16 protein-coding genes are annotated in these 17988 nt (G+C 62.6%); 5 read left to right on the forward strand and 11 right to left on the reverse strand.

Going from position 1 to position 17988, the window contains the following annotated elements:
• Positions 1-62: 62 nt before the first annotated feature.
• Complete coding sequence (locus tag O0882_RS19065; RefSeq protein ID WP_289950503.1) at positions 63-3101, forward strand: response regulator; 3039 nt, start codon at positions 63-65, stop codon at positions 3099-3101.
• A gap of 31 nt (positions 3102-3132) precedes the next feature.
• Positions 3133-4284, forward strand: a complete 1152-nt coding sequence (locus O0882_RS19070) for a two-component system response regulator (RefSeq protein WP_289950504.1) — start codon at positions 3133-3135, stop codon at positions 4282-4284.
• A 4-nt stretch (positions 4285-4288) separates the two neighbouring features.
• On the opposite strand, the gene O0882_RS19075 is transcribed toward O0882_RS19070, so the two are convergent.
• Entirely contained in the window at positions 4289-5578 is a 1290-nt protein-coding gene (locus tag O0882_RS19075) for a PHB depolymerase family esterase (protein ID WP_289950506.1), read from the reverse strand.
• 54 nt (positions 5579-5632) lie between these two features.
• Complete coding sequence (locus O0882_RS19080; RefSeq protein ID WP_034783786.1) at positions 5633-6046, reverse strand: CopG family transcriptional regulator; 414 nt, start codon at positions 6044-6046, stop codon at positions 5633-5635.
• Positions 6047-6324: 278 nt separating this feature from the next.
• Between O0882_RS19080 and O0882_RS19085 the strand changes: the two genes are divergently transcribed.
• The 3 genes from O0882_RS19085 (at position 6325) to O0882_RS19095 (ending at position 8543) form a co-directional block, all read left to right on the forward strand.
• Complete coding sequence (locus O0882_RS19085; RefSeq protein ID WP_070304433.1) at positions 6325-6558, forward strand: DUF1289 domain-containing protein; 234 nt, start codon at positions 6325-6327, stop codon at positions 6556-6558.
• A gap of 8 nt (positions 6559-6566) precedes the next feature.
• Positions 6567-7490 carry an MBL fold metallo-hydrolase gene (locus tag O0882_RS19090; RefSeq protein ID WP_289950510.1) on the forward strand — a complete coding sequence of 308 codons (924 nt, stop codon included), beginning with the start codon at positions 6567-6569 and terminating at the stop codon, positions 7488-7490.
• A gap of 99 nt (positions 7491-7589) precedes the next feature.
• On the forward strand, positions 7590-8543 hold the full coding sequence (locus O0882_RS19095; protein ID WP_099761116.1) for a nitronate monooxygenase family protein: 954 nt from the start codon (positions 7590-7592) through the stop codon (positions 8541-8543).
• A 79-nt stretch (positions 8544-8622) separates the two neighbouring features.
• Here the strand turns inward: O0882_RS19095 and O0882_RS19100 are convergent, their stop codons facing one another.
• From O0882_RS19100 to O0882_RS19140, 9 genes are all read right to left on the reverse strand, one after another.
• Positions 8623-9204: a hypoxanthine-guanine phosphoribosyltransferase gene (locus tag O0882_RS19100; RefSeq protein WP_035823544.1), complete on the reverse strand. Its 582-nt coding sequence runs from the start codon at positions 9202-9204 to the stop codon at positions 8623-8625.
• A gap of 63 nt (positions 9205-9267) precedes the next feature.
• Positions 9268-10524 (reverse strand): AMP-binding protein, encoded by a 1257-nt coding sequence (locus O0882_RS19105; RefSeq protein WP_289950512.1) that lies wholly within the window; start codon positions 10522-10524, stop codon positions 9268-9270.
• Complete coding sequence (locus tag O0882_RS19110) at positions 10521-10880, reverse strand: MmcQ/YjbR family DNA-binding protein (RefSeq protein ID WP_289950513.1); 360 nt, start codon at positions 10878-10880, stop codon at positions 10521-10523. Before O0882_RS19110 ends, O0882_RS19105 begins: the two co-directional genes overlap by 4 nt.
• Positions 10881-10896: 16 nt before the next feature.
• The gene (locus O0882_RS19115; RefSeq protein ID WP_071079964.1) at positions 10897-11733 is read right to left on the reverse strand and encodes an ABC transporter ATP-binding protein; all 837 of its coding nucleotides are present in this window, start codon (positions 11731-11733) and stop codon (positions 10897-10899) included.
• 67 nt (positions 11734-11800) lie between these two features.
• Positions 11801-13120 (reverse strand): ABC transporter substrate-binding protein, encoded by a 1320-nt coding sequence (locus tag O0882_RS19120; protein WP_099761113.1) that lies wholly within the window; start codon positions 13118-13120, stop codon positions 11801-11803.
• Positions 13121-13185: 65 nt separating this feature from the next.
• Positions 13186-14244, reverse strand: coding sequence for a branched-chain amino acid ABC transporter permease (locus tag O0882_RS19125; protein ID WP_034752817.1), 1059 nt, complete (start codon positions 14242-14244; stop codon positions 13186-13188).
• A gap of 78 nt (positions 14245-14322) precedes the next feature.
• Positions 14323-15219: a branched-chain amino acid ABC transporter permease gene (locus O0882_RS19130; protein ID WP_170840586.1), complete on the reverse strand. Its 897-nt coding sequence runs from the start codon at positions 15217-15219 to the stop codon at positions 14323-14325.
• Positions 15220-15238: 19 nt separating this feature from the next.
• Positions 15239-16054, reverse strand: coding sequence for an ABC transporter ATP-binding protein (locus O0882_RS19135; RefSeq protein WP_029496076.1), 816 nt, complete (start codon positions 16052-16054; stop codon positions 15239-15241).
• 14 nt (positions 16055-16068) lie between these two features.
• The gene (locus O0882_RS19140; RefSeq protein WP_289950514.1) at positions 16069-17976 is read right to left on the reverse strand and encodes an AMP-binding protein; all 1908 of its coding nucleotides are present in this window, start codon (positions 17974-17976) and stop codon (positions 16069-16071) included.
• Positions 17977-17988: the final 12 nt, after the last annotated feature.

Raw genomic sequence — 17988 nt, forward strand, 5'->3', positions numbered from 1 at the left:
CTTGCTTTCCGTAGGGGAATACGTTCAGACTTCAATTTTTAAGAATTTCTTATAGGAAAGTTATGCGCTTCAGGGATATCCGCATCGGCGTGCGTATCAATGCCGGTTATGCCATTTTGATCGTGCTGATGCTGGTCGTCATCGTCCTGGCCGGTAGCCGCATCTATGCCATCCGCGCCGAGACCGACGATATCCTGCAGCGCGACTGGGTCGCCGCCAAGGCCACCAGCAAGATCCATGGGCTGGCGCGCGAGGCGGCCACACGCATTCCCAGCCTGCCGAACCAGCACGAATTGGCACGGCGCCAGGCGAATCAGGCGCACCTGGAAGCGATCAAGCAAGGCATCGATGAACAGGTGCGCATCCTCGATGGTCTCGATGCGCGGCCGGAAGAACGGCGCCTGCTGGAACAGATGCACCTGGCACGTGCCGACTACTATGTTTCGCTCAAGACGATGTTCAAACTGGTCGAGCGCGGCGAGGACGCTGCCGCGGAACTGGCCATGCGGACGCAGACCTTGCCGGTGCTGGAAAAAGTGCTGCTGTATGTGGGCCAGCTCGATGACTTGCAGCAGCAACTGATACGCGACAGCGCGGCCAGGATACGCAACGATATCGATACATCGCTGATCCTGATGGGCGGTATCGGGCTGGCAGCCCTGTTGATCGGCCTGGCCTTTGCCTGGTCGGCGCGTTCGATCACGCGTCCCTTGGGCGAGGCGGTGGCGATCGCTACGCGCGTGGCCAAAGGCGACTTCAGTTCCGTCATCGAAGTGACGTCGCGCGATGAGACGGGCGAATTGCTGCAGGCGCTGAAAAACATGAGCACCAACCTGGCCGTCGAGCAGGATCTGCGGCATGCCGTCGAAGTGGCCGAGGATGCGACCAAGATGAAGTCGGACTTCCTGGCCAATATGTCGCATGAAATTCGCACGCCGATGAACGGCATCATCGGCATGACCCACCTGGCGCTGCAGACGGAGCTCACCTCGACCCAGCGCAACTACCTGGAAAAGGTGGAATCGGCCTCGAAGAACCTGCTGGCCATCATCGACGACATCCTCGATTTCTCGAAGATCGAGGCGGGCAAGATGGCCTTTGAAAAAGTCGATTTTTTCCTCGAGGACGTGCTGGCGCAGATCGCCGACCTGTCCGTGATGCGTGCCCAGGACAAGGGGCTCGAACTGCTGTTCGACATCGCCCCCGACGTGCCGAACGCATTGCAGGGCGATCCGCTGCGCCTCGGCCAGGTGCTGATCAACCTGACCAACAATGCCATCAAATTTACGGACAAGGGCGAGATCGTCGTCAGCATCCGCTTGCAGCAGCTGGAAGAACATGCGGCGGTGCTGCGCGTCGATGTGCGCGACACGGGCATCGGCCTGACGCCGCCCCAGCGCAGCAAATTGTTCCAGGCATTTACCCAGGCCGACACGTCCACCACGCGCCACCATGGCGGCACAGGCCTGGGGCTGACCATCAGCAAGCGCCTGGTGGAAATGATGGAAGGCGAGATTGACCTGGTCAGCGAAGCGGGTGTGGGCAGCACCTTTTTCTTCACGGCCCGCTTCGGCCTGGCCGCCGTGCCGCGCGACAGCCTGCCGGTGCCGCCGCAGTTCCAGGGCCTGCGCGTGCTGGTGGTCGACGACAACCCCAGCGCGCGTGAAATTTTCGTCAGCATGCTGACGGCGCTCGGTTTCGATGCGCGTGCCGTGTTTGGCGGCGTGCTGGCCATCGGTGCCGTGGCGCAGGCGCGCACCGAGGGGCGCCCGTACGGGCTGGTGCTGATGGACTGGAAAATGCCGGGCATGAACGGCCTCGATACGCTGGCCGGCATCCGTGCCGATGCCGCCGGCATCGATGCGACGCCGGCCTGTATCATGGTCACGGCCTTCCATCGCGAAGCGCTGCTGGAGGCGGCGCGCCAGCGGGAATTGCCGCTCGATGGCGTATTGAACAAGCCGGTCAGCGCCTCGACCCTGCTCGACCAGATATCGTTCGTGTTTGGCGGCGTGACAGGGCAGAGTCGCAAGACGCAGCGCCAGAGCAGCTACCGCGACGACGAACGCGCCCTGCGCGGCGCCTGGCTGCTGCTGGTGGAGGATAATGAGGTGAACCAGGAAGTGGCGCAGCATATTCTCAACGACGCCGGCATTCGTGTCGACATCGCGAGCAATGGCGCCATCGCGCTGGCGAAGATCGAGGAAAACGCCTATGACGGCGTACTGATGGATTGCCAGATGCCGGTGATGGATGGCTACCAGGCCACGCGCAAGCTGCGCCAGGATCCCCGTTATTCGGATTTGCCCGTGATCGCCATGACGGCCAATGCCATGGTCGGCGACAAGGAAAAATGCCTGGACGCCGGCATGAACGATTTCATCGCCAAACCGATCGACGTGGCACAGCTGTTCGGTACCCTGGCGCGCTGGATCGCGCCGGCTGCGCCGCAGGAAATGACGGTGGTGGTGGCGCAGCCGGAAGCGGAGCTGCCCGTGATCGCCGGCCTGAAAATGGCGGAGGCCATGCGGCGCGTGGGCGGCAATGCCACGTTGATGCGAAAATTGCTGGACCGTTTTGTGGAAACCCAGTTCGATGCCATGCAGCGCATCGTCGCCGCCATCGAGAACAACCAGCTCGAGACGGCAATCCGGGAAGCGCATACCCTGAAGGGCCTGGCCGGCAATATCGGCGCCGGTGGCCTGGCCGACAGCGCGGCGCGGGTCGAGCATTTGCTCAGCCTGGGATCGCATGACGGCTTGCCGCAGGCGCTGGCGGCCTGCACCCTGGCGCTCGACGAACTGCTGCCGAAGATCGTGCTGGCCATGCAGTCGCGCGGCAATGTGCCCGAGCCGGGCAACACCGTGGTGGCAGCGGTGGACCGGGCACACCTGGAGGCGGGCTTGCGCGAACTGTCGCAACTGCTGCAGCAGGACGATGCGCAGGCCGTCAAGCATCTCGATGGCATCGGTCCCGTGCTGGTCGCGGCCGGGCAGGCGGAACATGCGCGCCAGTTGAAGCGCATGCTGGGACAATACGATTTCGAAGGTGCGCTGGCGCAGCTGGGCGAGGTGGCCGATGCGCTGGAGCTGACACTGTGACAAGGATAACTATGCAGAGCGAAGGACGGGAATGAGAGCGTCAGCAAGCAAGCCAACCATCCTGGTAGTCGACGACACGCCAGACAATATCGACCTGTTGCGCGCAGTGCTGGAAGACGATTACCGGACCAAGATCGCCGTCAATGGCGAGCGCGCCCTGAAAATCGCCGCCGGCGGCGACCAGCCCGATCTGATCCTGCTCGACATCATGATGCCGGGCATGAGTGGTTACGATGTGTGCCGCGCGCTGAAGGCCGATCCCGCCACGGCCGGCATACCCGTGATTTTTGTGACCGCCATGAGCGAAGTGGCCGACGAGCAGCTGGGCCTGGCCCTGGGCGCCGTCGACTACATCACCAAGCCGATTTCGGCGCCCATCGTGCTGGCCCGTATCAAGACGCAGCTGGCGATGAAGCAGATGCAGGATTTTTTGCGCGACCAGAATCATTACCTGGAAACGGAAGTGGAGCGCCGGGTGCAGGAAGTGGCGGCGCTGCAGGACGTTACGATACACGCCATGGCGTCGCTGGCCGAGACGCGCGACAGCGAGACGGGCAACCATATCCGCCGCACCTCGCACTACCTGAAGGCGCTGGCCGAGAAAGTGCGCGGCCTGCCGCGTTTCCGCGATTTTTTGACGGACAAGAATATCGAACTGCTGTTCAAGACGGCGCCGCTGCACGATATCGGCAAGGTGGGTATCCCCGACCATATTTTGCTCAAGCCGGGGCGTTTCGAGCCGCACGAAATGGCCATCATGAAGACGCACACCACCCTGGGGCGCGACGCCATCCTGGCGGCCGAACACGAGCTGGGCATCGAGGTCGATTTCCTCAAGTACGCGAAAGAGATCGCCTACAGCCACCATGAAAAATGGGATGGCAGCGGCTACCCGCAAGGTCTGGCTGGCGAAGCCATCCCGATTTCGGCGCGCCTGATGGCGCTGGCCGACGTGTATGACGCCCTGATCAGTCGGCGCATCTACAAGCAGGGCATGGAGCATGCACAGGCCGTGCAGATTATCGTCGAGGGGCGCGGTTCGCACTTTGACGCCGAGATCGTCGACGCCTTCCTGCAGATCCAGGACCAGTTCATCGCCATCTCCAGCCGCTATGCCGATGGCGTGTGCGAGATCGCCGACAAGCAGCGGCAGATCGCGCCCTACACCGAAAATATCGGCTGAAGGATTAGCTGACGGTCTTGAAGAAGCGCAACATCTCGCGGCTGGCGTCCGGCCCTTTGCCGTCCGTGTAACTGCCATTATTGCTGCCGCCGGACCAGGCATGGCCGGCGCCGTGGATGACCCAGTGTTCTCCCAGCGGCGAACCATCGGCCTGGCTGTGCGTGGTGCGCGTGTAGCGGTGGCCATTCGGTACGCTACCGTCGATGGAGTCGGCCTTGGCCGCCTTGCCGCCCGCCTGGCTGCGTACGCCCTGGGCGATCAGTTCATCGCCATTGCGCGGGTTGACGGTGGTGTCACGGTCGCCGTGAAAAACGATGATGGGCACGCCGCCCGCCGGCGCCTTGCGCTGGCCAATGGGCATGGCGCCGCCCTTCATGGCGGCCAGCGCCGACGGCAAGTCCTGCGCCGAGGCGAAGGGCAGGCCCGAATGCACGCCGACGGCGGCAAACAGGTCGGGGTACAAGGTGCCGACGATGACGGCCATGGCGCCACCCGCCGACAGGCCGGCGACGAACACTTCGCGTTCATTCACCGGGTAGTCGTCGATGACTTGCCGCGCGATGCCGGCGATCAGCGACGGTTCGCCCTGGTCGCGCTGCTGGTCGATGGCGTTGAACCAGTTCCAGCAGCGCGAACTGTTGGCACCCTGCGTCTGCGCCGGATAGACGACAAAACACTCCTTTTCTTCGGCCAGCGCATTCATCTGCGTGCCGGCGGCGAAATCGTCGGGGTTCTGCGTGCAGCCGTGCAGCATGACGATCAGCGGCATGGCCTGGCCGTGGTAGCTGCTGGGGATATACAGCTTGTACGAACGCGTGCCCGCATGGTTGCGGTACACGCCGTCGATGAACTGCGCGCCAGCGGGCATCTGCGCCGGCGCGGTGGCCGGCGCGTTGAAACCGGGCGGATGAAAATTCGGCATCTCGAAGCTGGGCATGTCGAAGCTGTGCTGGCCCAGGCCGGCGGGCACGCCCAGGCGCGCCATGAAATCCTGCGCGAATTCCTGCGCCGCCTGCGCGGGCGTGGGCGGCACCGATGCCGCTTCCGGCGCGGCATCAGCTTGCGGCTGCGCGGCGCGGGCCTGCGCTGATGGCGGTGCCGGTGGTGGCGCCGGTGGTGGATTAATGTCGCGCATCGGCTGCGGTGGCGGCGCTTGCGTGGTTGCTGCCTGCGGTGTCAGGCCGGCCGCAGACAGCGCCTGCTGGATTGCTTCGGTGGCGGCGGCGGGGCCGCTGCCCATCAGATTACGGGTCGCTGCGCGCATCTGCGCTAACATGTTGAGAGGTAGTTTCATGACCATCCTTAACGGTGCCGCGCATCGGCCGGGTCATCGCCGCGAACCAATACGCTAGTGAATTCGCCCTGCGAGCGCCGTCTTGACGACGGTGCTGGCGTGCAGGGCACCTAATACGAAAATCGACTCGATGGTGGCCAGTGCCAGTTCCACGGAGACGTCGCTGGCGATGCTGGCCAGTCCCAGCACCTGGATCTGCAGGCGCTGGCCGGCTGCCTGGATCGCTTCCAGGTCGGCGCGCGAATAATGCTGCATGCCCAATACCAGGCTTTTACGGGCGACGGTTTGTTTCACCACGTCGGCGTGGATACCCAGCTGGTTGCGTATGGCCGTACGGATCAGATCCGTGCGGTTGGAATAAAATCCCTCCTGGACCAGCAAATCGATCTGCCCCAGGTCGATCAAACCGAGGTTGATCGTGATTTTCTCGGATTCCCCAATTTTGGGCTTGCTGTCTTGCTTGGCCATATCTCTCCAAAAACTCCACGTGGCATCCAATTGCCATCTGTATGGATGGTAGTATAGTTCTGAAATATCTCAAGTCAAGCAGGATCTGGCCTGATCGTGTTGTAGGACGGATGCCCGCAGAGTGAAAACGCGGCCTAAAATAAATGTGCAACAGATGGCTTTTTAATCATGTTTTGCGCTGAAAAATATAGTGACAGAAACATTGCATGCCAGTGCCATCGCCTCGCCGGCACGGTTTCGCGGCATAATGAAAGCCTTCACGTTTACGATGCCGCTCCATGATGGTCGCTACCCCACCTCCGCCAGCCGTTCCGCTCCCCTTGCCGTCGCCGGTGCCGTCGCCCTGCGTCAGCCTGTGCAAGATGAATCGCAACAGCGGCTTGTGCGAAGGCTGCTTGCGCACGCTCGACGAGATCATCGCCTGGAGCAAGGCTGACGACGACTTCAAGCGCGCCGTGTGGGCCGAATTGCCGGGACGCGAATCTTTGCTCGACTTCGAGCCCGACTACTGAGGAAGCCCATGCCGCGATCGCCAGCGCTGTTCCCCGATTCCATGCAGGTGTTCGAACGCGGCTGGCTGTCGTCGAACAATATCCTGTTCCAGGGCCGGGACGACACGGCCCTGATCGACAGCGGCTATGTCACGCATGCGCCGCAGACCCTGGCCTTGCTGCGCCATAGCTTGCAAGGGCGGCCACTGGACCGCTTGTTCAACACCCATCTGCACTCCGACCATTGCGGCGGCAACGCGCTGCTGCAAGCCGCATATCGCTGCCAGACGGCCATACCCGTCTCGGAAGCGGACAAGGTACGAGTATGGGATGTCGATGCCCTCAGCTTCCAGGCCACGGGCCAGCAATGCCCGCGCTTCGGCTTTGACGCCACCGTCTCGCCCGGCGACACGTTGACCTTGGCCGACATGGCCTGGCAGGCGCTGGGCGCACCGGGCCACGACCCGCACTCGCTGATTTTTTACTGCGCCGACGAGGGCATCCTGATCTCCGCCGACGCCCTGTGGGAAAACGGCTTTGGCGTGATCTTCCCCGAACTCGATGGCGGCTCCGGCTTTCTGGAAGCGCGCGCCACCCTGGACCTGATCGCCAGCCTGGACGTGCGCGTCGTCATTCCCGGCCACGGGCGGCCGTTCGAGGACGCTGCCGGCGCCCTGCAGCGCGCGTATTCGCGTCTCGATTACCTGTCGTCCGACCCCGTGCGCAATGCGCAGAATGCGGTGAAAGTGCTGCTGAAATTTTTGCTGCTGGAGCGTCAGCGCATCGCCCTCGCCGCCATACCGGCCCTGCTGGGCGGCATGCCCATCTTCGAAGAGGCCAACCGGCGCTTCCTGCGCCAGGAGGCGGCCGCGCTGGCCGAGTGGGGCGTGTCGCAACTGGTGAGGGCTGCGGCGGCACGGGTCGAGGGTGAGTACTTGCTCAACGAGGGCTGAAGCGGATAGGTGATAAATTCAGCACGATCGTACTTTTTCTGCACTATAATCAACGCTCAGTGTGTCTTTCATCCCGATCAACTTTCCAGCGAGTCCGCCATGGCATTGCCTGTTGCGTTGCAAAACCTTTCCTTACCCGTTATCGCCTCGCCGATGTTCATCGCCAGCGGCCCGGCCCTCGTCGCGGCGCAGTGCAAGGCCGGCATCGTCGGTTCCTTCCCGGCCCTGAACGCGCGTCCCGCCGAATTGCTCGACACGTGGCTCACGGAGCTGCAGGCCGAGCTGGCCGCCTTCCAGGCCGCCAATCCCGATAAAAAAGTGGGACCGATCGCCGTCAACCAGATCGTGCACCAGTCGAACGACCGCCTGGCGCATGATGTGGAAGTGTGCGTGAAACACCGGATTCCCATCATCATTTCCTCGCTGCGCGCGCCGCCCAAGGAAATGCTCGACGCCATCCACAGCTATGGCGGCATCGTGCTGCACGATGTGATTTCGATCCGCCACGCGAAAAAGGCGCTGGAGGCGGGTGTCGACGGTTTGATCCTGGTGGCCAGCGGTGCTGGCGGCCATGCGGGCACCCTGTCGCCGTTCGCGCTGGTGGGTGAAGTGCGCAAATTCTTTGACGGTCCGCTGGCGCTGTCCGGCTCCATCGCCACGGGCGACGCCGTGCTGGCCGCACAGGCCATGGGCGCCGATTTTGCCTACATCGGCTCGCGCTGGCTGGCGACCAAGGAATCGAACGTCAGCGACGGCTACCGCGACGCCATCGTCGAATCCGCAGCCTCGGACATCGTCTACACGAACCTGTTTACGGGCGTGCACGGGAATTATCTGAAAAAATCGATCGTTGCGGCCGGACTCGATCCGGAAGCCTTGCCCGAAGCGGACAAGAGTTCGATGAATTTTGGCTCCGGCAGCGCCAAGGCCTGGCGCGACATCTGGGGCGCCGGCCAGGGCGTGGGCTTGATGGACGACGTGCCGAGCGTGGAAGAGATGGTGGCGCGCCTGAAAGCCGAATACGATGCGGCGCGCGCGCGGTTGAAGCTGTAACCCAACGGTGAAAGGGCCGGGGTCGGACCCTCATGGTCCGACCCCAGTCTTTGCTACTGGGGTGAAAACCTGCTGTGAGTTATTCCTGCTTCAAATCCTCTGGCTTGATGGCCCACAGCCCCGGCAGGTTGCGCCAGTAGCCGTACGCATCCATGCCGAAGCCGACGACGAAGCGGTTCGGGATCACCAGGCCGACGATGTCCGCCTGTACCGGTTTTTTCTTGCCGATGGCTTTGTCGGCAAACACGGCCAGGATGACTTCCGAGGCGCCCATGTCCAGCAAACGCTGCTTGACGTGCGCCAGGGTTTCGCCTTCGTCGAGAATATCGTCGAGCACGATGACGGTGCGGCCCGCCACGTTCGAACGGGGGATGACTTTCCACACCACTTCGCCACCCTTGTCGTCGTCGCCGTAGCGGCTCACATGGATGTAGTCGAATTCGAGCGGGAAGCTCAGTTGCGGCAGCAGGTTGCCCGTAAACACGACGGCGCCGCCCATCACGCCCAGCACCAGCGGGAATTCCTTGGAATCCTCGGCGTTGAAGCGCGTGTTGAGCACATCGGCCATGCGCGTGATCGACGCCTGCACGGTATCTTGGTCGAACAGCAGTTCCGCGTTCTTGATCAGGTCACGGGCACGGTTGTGATGAAATTCTTGCATGGACTCTTGCATGGCGATGAATGGGGCTGATGGTCAATGCGGGTATTATCCCGCAAATCGGCCTTATTTGTAATCGCGCATGTCGTCGATGACCTTGCCATCCTGCGCCAGGCTGCCCACGGCCACCAGCACCACGTCGCCGCGCAGCTTGGTCAGTTCGCGGATCGAACCGATGATGGCTTCCACGCCGCTGGCGTCCGTCGGATCGTCGACTTCGCAATGCAAAGCCATCTCGTCGTTGGCCATGCGCCCGGACACGACCAGCCGCGCCTTCCTGATTTGCGGGTGGCGGCGCGCGATCTCGTGCACCTGCGATGGATGCACGAACATGGCGCGCACCTTGGTGGTCTGGTCCGCACGCCCCATCCAGCCTTTGATGCGCGTATTCGTGCGGCCGCACGGCGAGTCAGGCGCATTGACCAGTACGGCCGACAGATCGCCCGTGGCGAAGCGGATCAGCGGATAGTCGGCATTGAAGACGGTGACGACGACTTCACCCACTTCGCCCGGTGCGACGGGAATGCCGCTGCCCGGATGGACGATTTCAAGCAGCACGTTTTCATCGACGACCATGCCCGGATTGAGCTTGCCATTGCTGGCCGTTTCATAGGCGATGCTGCCGATATCGGCCGAGGCATAGGTCTGGAACACGTGCGGCACACCGTTCTCGGCAAACCAGCTGCGCAGGGATTCGGGCAAGGCTTCCGCGCCCATCACAGCCTTGGTGACGCTGCTGATGTCGGCGCCCATTTCGCGCGCCTTCTCGATGATCAGTTTTAAAAATGACGGCGTGCCGATATACGTGTCGGGCTTCAGGTCGACCATCGCCTGCACCTGCATTTCCGTCTGGCCGATGCCGGCCGGGATGACGGTGCAGCCGATGCGTGCGGCGCCCCCTTCGACCATGAAGGCGGCCGGCGTGAAGTGATACGAAAAGCAGTTCTGCAGCAAGCCGCCGGCGCGCACGCCGGCCGCATACATGGGTCGCGCGAAGCGCCACCAGTCGGGGCCGCGGCCTTCCGGATCGAAGATGGGGCCGGGCGAGACGAACACGCGCGCCAGGGCGTTTTTCGGCGTCGTGTTCAAGCCGCCGAAGGGCAAGGCATCGTGCTGCAATTGCTTGAGGTCGGACTTGCGCGTCACGGGCAGCTGCGCCAGCGCGGCGCGGCTGGTGATGTCGGCCGCGTTGACACCATCGAGAATGCGGGCCCAGCCCGGCGCCTGTTGCGCGCGCGCGATCAACTGCGGCAGGCCGGCCATCAATTCGCGTTCGCGCGCTTCGGGGGCGCGTGCTTCCAGACTATCGAGCGTATCGGTCATGTTGCTGATTCTCCAATGTCACGTTGCATTTTTTTCGTCAGCCCCGCAACAATCAGGCTGTATGAGCGCTGTAGCAGGGCGGCCATTTCGTCGTCGTCGAGCGCGTCGGGGCTGGCGACCAGCACCCATTTGGCCCGCGCCAGGTAGGGCGCCGGGCGAAAGCCGGGGCGGTCCGTCAATTCCAGGAAGCGCTCCGCATCGACCTTGAAGCTGATGCCACGCGTGCTGTGGTGTTCCGCGCCGCACAGCGCGAACAGCTTGCCACCGACGCAAAACGCCAGCACATTGCTCCACTTGATGTCTTCTGTCGCGCCGGGAAAGCCGCGGCATACTTGCTTCGCCCGTTCCAGGTCCATGACGTCTGCTCCTGTGTCAGGCCAGCCAGCGCTTGCGGCGGCGATAGAACTTCATGTCGCGGAAGCTCTTGCGCCCGGCGCTGGAGACGCCCAGATAAAACTCTTTGACGTCTTCGTTGCTGGCCAGTTCCTGCGCTTGCCCTTCCATCACGACGCGGCCGTTTTCCAGGATGTAGCCGAAGTCGGCGTAGCGCAGCGCCACGTTGGTGTTCTGTTCGGCCAGCAGGAACGACACGTTTTCCTTGTGGTTCAGGTCCTTGACGATGCCGAAGATCTCTTCGACGATCTGCGGCGCGATGCCCATCGACGGTTCGTCCAGTAAAATCATCGACGGCTTGGCCATCAGCGCGCGGCCGATGGCGCACATCTGCTGTTCGCCGCCCGAGGTATAGCCGGCCTGGCTGCTGCGCCGCGTTTTCAGGCGCGGGAAATAGTGATACACCTTCTCCAGCGCGTCTTTCAGCTCGCCGCGCGACAGGCTGCGCGTGTAGGCGCCCGTCAGGAGGTTTTCCTCGATGGTGAGGTGGCCGAAACAGTGGCGCCCTTCCATCACTTGCGACAGGCCCCGCTTGACCAGCTCATTCGGCGTCAATTGATCCACGCGCTCGCCCTTGAACTGGACTTCGCCCTTGGTGACGTCGCCGCGTTCGCCGCGCAGCAGAGTCGAGATGGTTTTCAGGGTGGTCGACTTGCCGGCGCCGTTGGCGCCCAGCAGCGCCACGATCTTGCCTTGCGGCACTTGCAACGACACGCCCTTCAGGACCAGGATCACGTGGTCGTAGATGACTTCGATATTGTTCACCGACAGGTAGGGCGGTGGGGTGTCTGGTGTTTGCGTGGCAGTGGGTGTCATGGCTGCTTCTTTAAAATGTTAAACACGGGACCGGCGGTGGCCGGTCCGGTTCCTCTCGCCTACTGCATTACTTCATGCACGCCGGCGTGATCTTCTTCTCTTCGGCGTACTTGCCCGACGATTCCTCGACGAGTTTACGCACCAGGGCCTTGTCGCCGACGATCCATTTCGGCGTGATGGCGATCCACTTCTTGCCATCCCACTGCTGCACTTTCACGGCGCCCGAACCTTCATGGTCGTCGCAGCTGGTTTTCACGGTGGGGAACATACCCAGTGCGCCGACGGCCTTCTGGCGCGCGTCGTCGACGTTCAGGTTTTCCAGGCCCCAGCGCATTTGCTCGCCCGTGACAGGCTTTCCCTTGCCGAATTTTTCCTGCGCCACGCGGATCGCTTCCACCCACAGGATGCCGGCTGTTACGCCGCGCATGTGGTAGACGGAGCCGACGCGCGACTGGTCGGACAGGTTGCCCTTGCCGGACGCGTAGAGTTTCTTGCGGATGTCGTCCAGCACGGGGTAGTTGCCCGGCGTATTGAACGTCATCGCCGTGTAGCCCTTGGCCGCGTCGCCCGATGGAATCGTGTCTTCCTCGGAGCCGGCCCACCAGACGCCCAGCATTTTGTCGCGCGGGAAGCCGTTGCGCTGCGCCGTCTTGATGGCAACGGAGTTCATCACGCCCCAGCCCCACAGGATCACGTGGTCCGGCTTGGCCTGACGGATTTGCAGCCATTGCGATTGCTGTTCGCTGCCTGGCGGCGCGACGGGAATTTTCACCAGTTCAAAGCCGTACTGTTTCGACAGCGCTTCGAGCACGGGCAGCGGCTCCTTGCCGAAGGCCGAATCGTGGTACAGGTGCACGATCTTTTTGCCTTTCAGCTTGTCCATGCCGCCGTCCTTGTCGCCCAGGTATTTGATCATGGCGGCGGCCTGGCTCCAGTAGCTGGAGATCAGAGGATACACATACGGGAAGACCTTGCCGTTGGCGGCATCCGAGCGGCCGTAGCCGATCATCGTCATGGGGATCTTGTCCTGTGCCACGCGGTCCAGAATGCCGTAGGCGACGCCGGTGGAGAGGGTTTCGACCAGGGTGGCGCCGCCCTGCTTGGTTTTCAGGCGCTCATAGCATTCGACGCCGCGCGACGGGTTGTATTCGGTTTCGCATTCTTCCCAGCTGATCTTGACGCCATTCACGCCGCCGGCCTGGTTGACCAGGTTGAAGTAGTCGATGGCGCCGCCGTAGAAACCGGAGCCGCCGGCCGCGTAGGGACCCACGCGGTAGGACGGCAGGGCGATGTACTGTTCCTTGTCCTGTGCCTGGGCGCTGCCGGCCATGGTGAGTGCGGCACTGGCGATGGCGGCGGCCAGCATGAGCGATTTGATGTGTTTCATTGTGTGTCTCCTCTTGTTTTATTTGATTTCAAGTCAACCGACATCAGACTGCAAGGTACAAATGCCTAGTGCGGGAAAGGCCACAGGCGCAGTTTCTCTTTCGCGATTTGCCACAGCCTGGCCAGGCCGTGTGGTTCGACGATCAGGAAGAAGATGATCAGCGCGCCGAACACCATCAGTTCCAGATTCGAGGCCACGCTGGTCGGCAATGCCAGGCCGTGCGCGATGGTGTTCAGGAAGACGGGCAGCAGCACGATGAAGGCCGCGCCCAGGAAGGAACCGAGGATCGAACCGACGCCGCCGATGATGATCATGAACAGGATGCGGAAGGACAGGTCCAGGTTGTACGCTTCCGGCTCCACCGTGCCCAGGTAGGCATACGCATACAGGGCGCCGGCCACGCCGCAGTAGAACGAGCTGACGGCAAACGCCAGCAGCTTGGTGCGCATCAGTCTGAAACCGATCACTTCGGCCGCCATGTCCATGTCGCGCACGGCCATCCACGAGCGGCCCACGTTGGAGCGGATCATGTTCTTGGCCAGCAGCGCCATGCCGGCGACGATGGCCAGCACCAGCAGGTATTTGCTTTGCGGCGTATCGAACTGATAGCCGAGGATAGTCATTTTCTGCACCGTGATGACGCCCGAGGAGCTGTAGTTGGTCAGATACGGGATCTTGGTCAGGCACCAGACGACGAAGAACTGCGTCGCCAGGGTGGAGGCGGCCAGGTAAAAGCCGCGGATGCGCAGGGAGGGCAGGCCGAAGGCGATGCCCACCATGGCCGCGCACAGGCCACCGAGGATGAACGACACCAGCAGCGGCAGTCCCGGCAGGCGGGCCATGAAGTTATACGAGGCAAAGGCGCCCACGGCCATGAAGGCGGCCGTGCCCAGCGACAGCTGGCCTGCGTAACCGGTCAATATGTTCAGACCCAGCGCTGCCAGCGCGAAGATCAGAAAGGGAATCAGGATCGCCGACAGCATGTAGGGCGAGGCAAAATACGGCAGCAGGAAGACGGCGACAAGCAGCGTGGCCGTCAGCGCCAGGCGGTCCTGGCGGATCGGGAAAATCTGGTTGTCAGCCTGGTAGCTGGTCTTGAATTGTCCTGCTTCACGGTAAATCATGGCGTGTCCTTTACTGGCTGTTGGGGTGTTTGTCGGATTACGCCTTCGGCTAATCCGACCTACGATGCTCTTGGGGCCTTATATTCGCCGGATGATCTTCTCGCCGAACAGGCCTTCCGGGCGCACCAGCAGGAACAGCAGGGCCAGCACATACGGGAACCAGCCTTCGATGCCGCCGCCCACCATGGGGCCGAGGTAGACTTCGGCCAGCTTTTCCGAGGCGCCGATGATCAGGCCACCGACGATGGCGCCCGGCACGGAAGTAAAGCCGCCGAGTATCAGCACCGGCAAGGCTTTGAGGGCGATGAAGGTGAGGGCGAACTGTACGCCGTTGCGCGCGCCCCACAGCAAGCCGGCCACCATGGCCACCAGGCCCGCCACGCCCCACACCACGGCCCAGATGCGCTGCAGCGGGATGCCGACCGCCAGCGCCGCCTGGTGGTCGTCGGCGACGGCGCGCAGGGCGCGGCCCACCTTGGTTTTCGAAAACAGCAGGGCCAGGCAGATCACCAGCAGCGCGCAGATGCCGGCCGCCATCAGGTCGAACTGCGAGATGTTGATGTCGAAGCGGTCCATCAGGAACTGCATCGGTACGTCTTCGATGGGCAGGTCCAGCTTGTGCACCTGCGAGCCCCACATCAGCTGCGCCAGGCCTTCGATGAAAAAGGTCAGGCCGATGGTGGCCATGAAGAGCGTGATTTCCGGCTGGTTGACGAGCGGGCGCAAGACCACCCTTTCAATCGCCATGCCCAGCGCTATCATGGTGAGCATCGTCAGCGGAATGGCCAGCCATAGCGACAGGCCGAACTTGTCCATGATGCCGACGCAGGTGAGGGCGGCGAAAAACACCATCGCTCCCTGCGCAAAATTGAACACGCCCGAGGCCTTGTAGATCAGGACAAAACCGATCGCCACCAGCGCGTACATGACGCCCGACAGCAGGCCGCCGATCAGCACTTCAAAGAAAAAATTGATATTCATTGCTATCCCTCGTCTAGTGCGCCACGCCTAAGTAGGCATTGATGACATCCTGGTTGCTGCGCACCTCGTCGGGCGTGCCGTCGCCGATCTTCTTGCCGTAGTCGAGTACCACCACGCGGTCGGAGATATCCATCACCACGCCCATGTCGTGCTCGATCAGCACGATGGTCGTGCCCAGCTGGTCGTTGACGTCGAGGATGAAGCGGCACATGTCCTGCTTTTCTTCCACGTTCATGCCGGCCATCGGTTCATCGAGCAGCAAAATTTCCGGTTCGGCCACCAGTGCGCGGCCCAGCTCCACGCGCTTTTGCAAGCCGTAGGGCAGGCGCCCTACGGGTGTCTTGCGGATGGCCTGGATTTCCAGGAAGTCGATGATCTCCTCGGCTTTCTTGCGGTGCTCGATTTCCTCGCGCCGCGCCGGGCCCCAGTACAGGGCTTGCAAGAGAAAATTCGACTTCATCTTCAGGTTGCGCCCCGTCATGATGTTGTCCAGCACCGTCATGCCTTTAAACAGCGCGATGTTCTGGAAGGTGCGCGCAATGCCGGACTTGGCGGCCGCGTAGCAGTCCATGCCGCGCCGGTGTTCGCCCCGATAAATGATCTCGCCCTGCTGCGGGCGGTACACGCCATTGATCACGTTCAGCATCGAGCTCTTGCCGGCGCCGTTCGGGCCGATGATGGCGCGAATTTCATGCTGCTTGACGTCAAACGAGATGTCGGTCAGCGCTTTCACGCCGCCGAACGACAGCGAGATGTTCTTCAGGTCGAGGATCACGGGGCCGGTCTTGCGGGCCGTGCCGAAATGGGCGTCGGGTTCATTCATTTGCATCGTGCTGTGCTCCATCATGCGGCCAGGCCCTGGGGCCGATACGTTTTGCTGTCCCAGATCTGCAGGTTGGCGCTGGTCGAACCGGTGCGGCCATCCTCGAATTTCACCTGGGTCTCGATGTATTGCGTTGCCTTGCCCTCATACAGGGCGGAAATGAGCACCGCGTATTTTTCGGCGATGAATTTGCGGCGTACCTTGCGCGTGCGCGTCAGTTCGTCGTCGTCCGGGTCGAGTTCCTTGTGCAGCACCAGGAAGCGGTGCACCTGCGTGCGGTCCATCAGCGGATCGGTTGCCAGTTCCGCGTTGACCTGCTCGATGCAGTCGCGGATCAAGCCGTAGGTTTCGGCGCGCGCCGCCAGGTCGGTGTAGCCGGCATACGCGATGCCGCGCCGCTCCGACCAGTTGCCCACCGCTTCGATATCGATATTGATGAAGGCGCACACCTGGTCGCGCGCATGGCCGAAGGCCACCACTTCCTTGATGAAGGGGAAGAACTTGAGCTTGTTCTCGATGTAGTTGGGCGCGAAGATGGTGCCGCACGTCAGCTTGCCGACATCGGCCGCGCGGTCGATGATTTTCAAGTGGCCTTCGCTATCGAACACGCCCGCGTCGCCGGTATGAAAGTAGCCGTCGGCATCGATCACTTCGGCGGTGGCTTCGGGACGCTTGAAGTAGCCGCTCATGGTGGCGGGCGACTTCACCAGCACTTCGCCATTGGCCGCCAGTTTGACTTCCACGCCCGGCGCGGGCAGGCCCACGCTGTCGAACTTGATATTGCCGTCCGGCTGCAGACACACATAGGCGCAGGTTTCGGTGGAACCGTACAATTGCTTGAGGTTGACGCCGATGGAACGGTAGAAGCGGAACAGGTCGGGGCCGATGGCGGCGCCGGCCGTGTAGGCGACGCGCACGCGCGACAGTCCCAGCACGTTTTTCAGGGGACCGTAGACCAGCAGCTCGCCCAGCTTGTAGCTGAGGCGGTCCGCCAGCGGCACGGGCTTGCCATCCAGGATCTGCGCGCCGCAGCGCTTGGCCACGTCCATGAAATGGCTGAACATGTGGCGCTTGATGCTGCTGGCGTCTTCCATGCGTATCATCACGCTGGTGAGCATGTTTTCGAACACGCGCGGCGGCGCAAAGTAGCAGGTGGGGCCGATTTCGCGCATGTCGATCATCACCGTGTCACCCGATTCGGGGCAATTGACGGTGAAGCCGGCCACCATCGCCTGCGCCAGCGAAAACAGGCAGTCGCCCACCCATGCCATGGGCAGGTAGGACAGGATGTCTTCCTCGTCGGTGAGCTTGTCGAAGGCCACGCCGCCAACGCCGGCGGCCAGCAGCGCCGTGTGGCTCTGGCACACGCCCTTCGGTTTGCCCGTGGTGCCCGAGGTGTACAGGATGACGGCCGAGTCGCTACCTTGGCCCGCTGCCACGGCGGCGTCGAAGAAGCCCGGATGCTCGCGGTCATAGGCCCGGCCCAGCACCTGCAGGGCGGCAAAGGACATCAGCTCCGGCTGGCGGTAATGGCGCATGCCCCGTTCATCGTCGTACGCGATATGGGCGATGTGCGGATACAGCGCTTTCAGTTCCAGCAGCTTGTCGACCTGCTCCTGGTCTTCGACGATGGCGTAGCGGATTTCCGCATCCTGCAGCACATAGGCCATGTCGGCGGCCGGCGCGTCCTGATACAGTGGCACGGGCACGCCGCCCAGGCTTTGCGCTGCCAGCATGGCCCAGTACAGGCGGGGACGGTTGTCGCCAATGATGGCCAGGTTCATGCCGCGCTGAAAACCGATGGCAGCCAGGCCGCAGGCCAGGGCGCGCACCTCGTCGTTGACCTCAAGCCAGGTCCAGGTTTGCCAGATACCCAGGTGTTTTTCGCGAAATGCGGGCTTGTCGGATCGTACTGTCCCGTGTTGCAATAAGCGCCGCGG

It is taken from the genome of Janthinobacterium sp. SUN073, from assembly GCF_030397665.1.
In the GTDB taxonomy this organism is placed as follows: domain Bacteria; phylum Pseudomonadota; class Gammaproteobacteria; order Burkholderiales; family Burkholderiaceae_D; genus Janthinobacterium.

Excerpts from the sequence above, each read along its gene's own strand:
- O0882_RS19065 (WP_289950503.1), top strand. The coding sequence starts at position 63 with ATGCGCTTCAGGGATATCCGCATCGGCGTGCGTATCAATGCCGGTTAT.
- O0882_RS19070 (WP_289950504.1), top strand. The coding sequence starts at position 3,133 with ATGAGAGCGTCAGCAAGCAAGCCAACCATCCTGGTAGTCGACGACACG.
- O0882_RS19075 (WP_289950506.1), bottom strand. The coding sequence starts at position 5,578 with ATGAAACTACCTCTCAACATGTTAGCGCAGATGCGCGCAGCGACCCGT.
- O0882_RS19080 (WP_034783786.1), bottom strand. The coding sequence starts at position 6,046 with ATGGCCAAGCAAGACAGCAAGCCCAAAATTGGGGAATCCGAGAAAATC.
- O0882_RS19085 (WP_070304433.1), top strand. The coding sequence starts at position 6,325 with ATGATGGTCGCTACCCCACCTCCGCCAGCCGTTCCGCTCCCCTTGCCG.
- O0882_RS19090 (WP_289950510.1), top strand. The coding sequence starts at position 6,567 with ATGCCGCGATCGCCAGCGCTGTTCCCCGATTCCATGCAGGTGTTCGAA.
- O0882_RS19095 (WP_099761116.1), top strand. The coding sequence starts at position 7,590 with ATGGCATTGCCTGTTGCGTTGCAAAACCTTTCCTTACCCGTTATCGCC.
- O0882_RS19100 (WP_035823544.1), bottom strand. The coding sequence starts at position 9,204 with ATGCAAGAATTTCATCACAACCGTGCCCGTGACCTGATCAAGAACGCG.
- O0882_RS19105 (WP_289950512.1), bottom strand. The coding sequence starts at position 10,524 with ATGACCGATACGCTCGATAGTCTGGAAGCACGCGCCCCCGAAGCGCGC.
- O0882_RS19110 (WP_289950513.1), bottom strand. The coding sequence starts at position 10,880 with ATGGACCTGGAACGGGCGAAGCAAGTATGCCGCGGCTTTCCCGGCGCG.
- O0882_RS19115 (WP_071079964.1), bottom strand. The coding sequence starts at position 11,733 with ATGACACCCACTGCCACGCAAACACCAGACACCCCACCGCCCTACCTG.
- O0882_RS19120 (WP_099761113.1), bottom strand. The coding sequence starts at position 13,120 with ATGAAACACATCAAATCGCTCATGCTGGCCGCCGCCATCGCCAGTGCC.
- O0882_RS19125 (WP_034752817.1), bottom strand. The coding sequence starts at position 14,244 with ATGATTTACCGTGAAGCAGGACAATTCAAGACCAGCTACCAGGCTGAC.
- O0882_RS19135 (WP_029496076.1), bottom strand. The coding sequence starts at position 16,054 with ATGCAAATGAATGAACCCGACGCCCATTTCGGCACGGCCCGCAAGACC.